Source organism: Streptomyces sp. NPDC090022, from assembly GCF_044748145.1.
GTDB lineage: Bacteria > Actinomycetota > Actinomycetes > Streptomycetales > Streptomycetaceae > Streptomyces.
The window spans coordinates 1-6,514 of the sequence record NZ_JBIVFN010000055.1 but is presented as its reverse complement, the minus strand read 5'-3'; the positions used below and the strand labels follow the sequence as shown (position 1 = coordinate 6,514).

Genomic DNA, 6,514 nt, shown 5'->3' with positions numbered 1-6,514 from the left:
ATGTTCTGTTCCGGGAGGTTGTGGACGGGTGATGCAGGTCTCGGCTGGGGGATCTTGAACGAGTGAGGGCCTTCCGGGTTCGGTGTGGATTGCGACGTCTACACCAACCAGCAGAAGGCCCTCATGCCCCACCGTAATGCACCCCTGACCGAGACCGGCCGCCTGCGGCTGGCCCCGCTGCGTGGTCGAGGACGGCTGGCCTCTTCGCAGGGCAGCCGAACGTTTCCAGGTCTCACCCACCACCGCTCAACGCTGGGCGACCCGCTACCGGGCCCTGGGCCAGGCCGGCATGGCCGACCACTCCTCCCGCCCGCACCACAGCCCCCGGCGGACCGCGAGCCGCACCGAGCGACGGATCATCAAGATCCGGATCCTGCGGCGGTGGGGGCCGGCCCGCATCGCAGGACTGCTGAACATGGCCGCCTCCACCGTGCACCGCGTGCTGACCCGCTTCGGCCTGGCCCGCCTCGCACACCTCGACCGCGCCACCGGGACCGCCATACGCCGCTACGAACGCGAGAAGCCCGGCGAACTCGTCCACGTCGACATCAAGAAACTCGGCAACATCCCCGACGGCGGCGGACACAAGACCCTCGGCCGCCAGGCCGGCCGCAAGAACCGCCAGAACGCCGGCTACAGCTACATCCACACCGCCGTCGACGACCACTCCCGCCTCGCCTACAGCGAGATCCACGCGGACGAGAAGAAGGACACCGCCACCGCGTTCTGGACCCGGGCGCACGCCTACTTCACCAGCGCCGGGATCACCGTCGAACGTGTCCTGACCGACAACGGCGCCTGCTACAAGTCCCACACCTGGCGCGACGCGCTGGCGGCGGCCGGGATCACCCACAAGCGAACCCGGCCCTACCGGCCCCAGACCAACGGCAAGGTCGAACGACTGAACCGCACCCTGCTGGACGAGTGGGCCTACGCCCGCCCCTACCGGTCAGAACAGGAACGACGCGACGCCTTCCCCGTCTGGCTGCACACCTACAATCACCACCGCGGACACACCGCGCTCGCAGGCAAACCACCCGCCAGCCGCGTCCCCAACCTCACTGGGCAATACACCTAGAGCGCGGCGCAGTGGGGGGCGAGCGCGGACGCAGTCAGGCCGCTGGCGAGGTAGGTGTCAAGGGTGTGGAAGTCAACGGTCGACATGTGGGCTTCATGGTGTGAGTCGACGGGGAAGCGTTCGCCCAGGCGGCGGGGGAGCGCTACCAGGTCACCGGCCTCGGCGATGTTGACCCAGTGGCGAATACCTGGGGGCCGTGTGCCGTTGCCGGACGCGTCGGGCGCCGGATCCAGCATGTCGAACACGGCTCCCGGTACCCCGAGTGGAGAGCCGACGGTGACCAGGACCTCCACGCCGAGACCGGGATGGGCGTGCAGGGCTTCGTAGGTAACGACTGATCCGAGAGAGTGTGCTACGACGACCTTCGCGCCGCTGTGCTCGATCGTCCGGGCAACTTCTTCCCGGGCCCGGCGCCGCCGGTTGGGGGAGGCGAGGTAGCTGTAGACCTCCGGCATGAACGCCACCGCGATCCGCCCCAGGAGCCGTGCGGTGATACCCCGCCTGCGCGCGACGAGGTCGATTGCCTGCCGCACCGGCATCCCGCCCCACGACTGGCCCTCCGCCGGATCGGTCGGCATGCCCACCGCACGCAGCCATTCCACAACCGCCTGCTGCTCGGGCGGCGAGAGCTGGTCGAGCTCGTCGATCGCTCCCTGCCCCTCGGCGTCGCGCAGGGTATGTGCGTAGTAGGCGGCCGTGATCGCAGGAACCTTGAGGTGGTCCAGGCGGGCGTCCTTGTATCCGGCCGCCAGATACTCCTGCCAGCGCCCGGCAAGCTTGCTCGCCGCTTCTTCCGGCGTCAGCCCCTTCTTGTAGTTGCGCACCCCATGGACGACCACAATGCGGCTCATCAGCTCCCCGTTCCCCTGCTCAGTCTGTCTCGTCAGCGAGGTCCGACCAGGTGAAGAACGCCACCCGCGTCCCGAACCCCGCGAAGACGCCCGCCTCGCTGACAGCGATGATGCCAAGGCTGTCAGGGAAGACGGTCTCTTCTTGCACTACGCCAGGATCGCGAGGATCCCAGACGCGGACCCGATGGTCCTCTCCCGAGGTCACCAGCAGGGGCACCTCGCCCTTGCTGGCGAATGCGACGGACCACACGCCTCCTGTATGGGCCGGAAAGTGCGCCAGCTCCCGCCCGGTTTCCAGGCACAGCACTCTGATGAACCCAGCTTCGTCACCGCAGACGACGGCATCGTGCTCGCCCCACCGGCCGATCTCCAGGTCGACCATCGCTTGTGTGTCCTCGGCCAGGACGCGGCTGACGCCGGTTGTGGAGTGCACCGTCAGGGTTCTGTTCGTCCGCCACGTCGAGTCGACGAGCCGCTCCTTCGTGTGAGCGACGACTACGACGTCGTTGTCCCCGTCCCGGGTCCAGGCAGAGCAATCTGCCATTCCGGCCTCGAGGTCCTCTTCCTCGTACAGCGTCCGTTCCAGCTCGCCTTCCTCGAAGCCGAGCGTGTAGACGCCAGAACGTGTACGCACGACGACTCTGGTGACTTCACTCGCATCGTCGACGGACAGTTCCTGGATTGTGTCCCGCGGTGTGAAAGAAGCACGGAATGGCCTCCCGTTGCTGGCTTCCAGGAATTCGATTCTGCTCCGGCTGCCGACGCCCTGACTCAGGAAGACGATGCTTTTTCCGGCCAGGCGACCCACCTTGACGGCGTTGACACGATCCCTTGAGCGGGACCAGATCGTTCTGCCCGTCAGGGCGTCCCAGGCAAGAAGCTTGCCCTCTTCGTCCACGCTGACAGCCGGAAGCCACCCGTGGCTGACCGTCCTGGCCACGGCGACGTGCTCCACCAGGGAGTCGTGCCTGGTGGGCGGCAGCAGCGATGTCTTGCCGTCGCGCACACTCTGGGAGAGCAGGGCGGTCCGCTCCCCCGAGGTCGGCCTCTTGCCGCATGTCATCCAGCCCACCGCTGCCCATTGGGTGCCGTCTGTCGCCAAGGCTTCGATTCTCCCGAGCCCCTGCGGAAGTTGGCACACGCCATCTGGCGTCACGGGGCCACCGGCGAGCGGCTGCGCACGGATCTCGATGCCTTTGAAGTACGCGAAGCATGGTGTGTCGTCGTGAAGCATCACTACTCCAGAGCCGACCCGTCCGACGCCCTCCAGCAGCCGTGAGTCTCCGGTCCGTAGGTCCCACACCCGGTTGCCGTCCTCGGCGCCCGTGACTACGAACGGCCCGCCGGGACCTGTGAGGATCTGCAGGCTGGTGATGGGCTTTTGCCCTCCTGCCCACACGACGTGCTTCTTGCCGTCCGCATCCCAGATGTGGACGGCGCCGTCGACAGCGCCAGCCACATACACCTCGGTCCCATCTAGCACGGTGGCGCCGACTGCGGTGCAGTCGTAGCCCTCGACGTCCATGTCGGGCTCGAACAGGTCTTCCACGTCCCCGTTGGCCTCCAGCCCAGCCAGCCAGCCGGCGATCACGTCCAGGGAAGCAACCCTGTCCCCCTCCATGTCGTACGCGGTGACCTCGCCGCCACCGCAGACCACGATGAGCGCCCGGCCACGTTGCCCGACAATGCCGAGCGCAGAGAGGGGAGCTGCATCTGTTTCTATGGTGATCTTTACCTGTCCGGTGTTGACGTCCCACACCCGGACATGGCCGTCAGGCGTTCCCTCCGCTACGAGCGCGCCGAAGGCCCCGTACGCGCCGCACAGCATTTCCAGTGGAGCGTCGTCGGGCATGTGGAGAAAGAAGAGGAAGGCGCCCATCCGGACGTCCCACACTGCCAGTTGTCCGGCGTAGGTCTCGCCGGCGGCCAGCCATCGCTGCGAGTGCCGTACGAGGACCGGGTCGACGTTTCCCACGGGTTCGAGCTCGGCGGCTTCGGTGGGTGCCTCGGCCGTGCCCCAGGCGAATTCCAGCATCGCTGCCCGCGGACGCTGTGCTGTGGGCTCATCCAGCGCGTCGAGCGCCTCGACGAGCCACGCCTCGCCCCACACCGTTGCCGTGTTTCTGAGCCATTCGCGCCGCTGCCACGGCTCGTGTACGGCCGACAGCGCAGCACGGCTCATCAGCGCTGCGATCCGCCCGCGCACCGTGCGGCCTTGCATGTGCTCGTGGAGCAGCAGAGGGTCGCAGAACACGAGGTAAGAAGCGGAAAGCAGCAATTCGTCGAGGGCCCGGGCGTCGACGGCATGCTGAGCGGCATGCCGCAGCACGTAGGGGAGGGCGAGCCCAAATCTGCGTGCTGTCACCTCTGCGGGGCCGGGGACTGTGTCGAGAACACACGTGAAGATGTCTGTACGCTTCCCCCGCTCGTGCGCGGTGCGCAGATGGTCGACAAGACTCTGGTGGTAGAAGCGGTACAACCGCTGGCCGTCGGTTTCGGTGCTGAACCGCAGGTAGAACGATGCGGCAGACAGCGCCTTGCGTACATCGTTCAGGTCCGGTGCCTTGCTGCCCCGTGCCACGAACGCCTGTGCGGTGCTGTGTACCACCTCGAGCGGCATGCCCTGCCCGTATCCGTGGGCCACTGCCGCCAGTACGGCTGACATGGCGGGATGCTCCTGCTGCAATACGTCCAGGTGCAGATCCAGCATGGCGGGAAGACTCGCCGGAACCTTCTTGACCACCTCCTCAGCACTCGGGGCCACTTCCTGGTGGACGAGGTAGTGCGCGAATAGGGAGGCGAGCAGGAACGCGCCGGACTTGTGGCGCAACCCCAACTGCTGTGCGACCGCGTGGGCAGTGGCCTTGCGGATCTCGGCAGTGCCAGGCCCGCTGTATGTACGAGACGTCTCCAGAACGTCGCAGACGTAGCCGGTCAGCTCTGCCGTCCGCTGCTCGGCCGAGATGCTGTCCAGATCGACCAGCAGCCCACTGGCTCTCAGCTCCTTGATCAGGAGTACGTACTTCTTCCCCCACGGCAGGCTGTTGTCCAGACGGGCGAGCTGATCGTCGGCGGCCAGGTCCTCGAGCAGTTCCGCGTACCTGTCCCACCACGGCCGCGTTCCCACCAGGACCCGGCACAGCACCAGGTCCCTGTCGGGAGCCTCCTCATCGAAGCGCCGGCGTCCGTGAGCCAGCTCTCTCAGCACCTCGACCAGTGCCGTGTCCAAGGACGCTTCGTCCAGGGCGTCGACCACGATGGTCACGGGGCGGCTGCAATGGTCGGTGATCCGGTTCAGCAGAGCCGTAGCGCTCCAGCCCCGTCCGGGGTCTGTCGCCAGGCCAAGCTGGGCGGCAATCGATGCCAGAATTTCGGAGGGGCCCCGCTGCCGGGCGTGAACCGCCACCAGATGGTCATCCAGCTCAGGTCTGACATCCCGGCCGACCGCGCCGGCAACCTGCCGGGACACCTCACGCAGCTGAGCGTGAGCCAGACAGGCCACCACGCCGAGCAGCGCGGACTTTCCCGAGCCGGGGCTGCCGGTCACGATCATCAAAGTCTGCTCGCTGGGCCCTTCCAGCCACCGCTTGATGGCCCCCAGCTGTGCGTCACGCCCGGTGAAGAAGCAGCCCTGCGCGATGTCCTGCTGCTGCGGGGTTCCCGAGGCACGTGAGATGAAGTGCAGCGGGTCGAGCGCGGGGTCCACTGCGGTTGCGAACTGCCACAGCCCCAGGTCAACCGCTTGGCGGAACTGGCCGCCAGCTGTAGCCCGGTAGGAAGGGTTGGGAAGGAAGGACGGCACCGGCGCGCGGGCTTCCGGATGGGTGGTCCGCAGCACACTCTGCGACGGCCGGTCCTCGACAGCCGCTGACCGTGCGAGCTCACGGTCGATCTCACGCGCCAGCGTCTCCACCGGTACGTGCTCGACAGCGGGGGAGATGTCGAGCCGCCCCTCACGCAGCCGCTCAAGGACCATTCCGGCCGCCACCGTGAACCGTGCCTGATACGTCTTCTCGTCCGGGGCGCAGGCCGCGATGACCCAGGCGCGCCGGTCCTCGGCCCTGATTCCGTCCAGGAGCTGCTGCACCACGGCCCTGCCGGCCCCGCACACATCCAGCAGCAGCAATACCGGCGCTCCGTCCGCCACCGCTTCGGCCTCACCCAGCCATGTGCCGACTTGCGCAGCCGTCCATGGCAGATTCCTCCGCGTCGTCTCCCGCGATGCCAGGAACAGAGTCTGATCACCCGGCCCGGCCACCCCGTGCCCCGCGAAGTGCACGATGAGGGCCTCGGCGCCCGCACTGGCTTGCGCCCGTCGAAGAGCCTCTCGCCACAGACGTGTGAGCGTCTCGATGTCGGGATCATGTGAGGCTTCACCGCCCAGCACGTTCAGTCCGGGCATCTTGGCCAGCTGCACCGTCAAGCCGACGACGGCCGGTCCCACGGAAGGCAGCTCCTCCAACGTGTTCGAAGGAGCCAGAGGATCTGCGTCGTCACCCTCGTCATGCCCGTCGAAGTCACCCACGCCGACAACAAGGACCTGCGTCACTCGGTACCTCCGTCTCCCCAAACCCCGCATTCAATC

The 6,514-nt window shown here is 67.2% G+C and carries 2 protein-coding genes and 1 pseudogene; 1 reads left to right on the top strand and 2 read right to left on the bottom strand.

What is annotated here, in order from left to right:
- The first annotated feature begins 123 nt into the window (after positions 1 to 123).
- A pseudogene (locus ACIPXB_RS37025) lies at positions 124 to 1,078 on the top strand (IS481 family transposase).
- Here ACIPXB_RS37025 and ACIPXB_RS37020 read toward each other — a convergent pair.
- Both ACIPXB_RS37020 and ACIPXB_RS37015 read right to left on the bottom strand, forming a co-directional pair.
- A complete protein-coding gene (locus ACIPXB_RS37020) occupies positions 1,075 to 1,929 on the bottom strand; it encodes a serine peptidase (protein ID WP_401457399.1) in 855 nt (284 codons plus the stop codon). The pseudogene ACIPXB_RS37025 and the gene ACIPXB_RS37020 sit on opposite strands and share 4 nt — an antisense overlap.
- A gap of 19 nt (positions 1,930 to 1,948) precedes the next feature.
- The gene (locus ACIPXB_RS37015) at positions 1,949 to 6,478 is read right to left on the bottom strand and encodes an AAA family ATPase (RefSeq protein WP_401457398.1); all 4,530 of its coding nucleotides are present in this window, start codon (positions 6,476 to 6,478) and stop codon (positions 1,949 to 1,951) included.
- Positions 6,479 to 6,514: the final 36 nt, after the last annotated feature.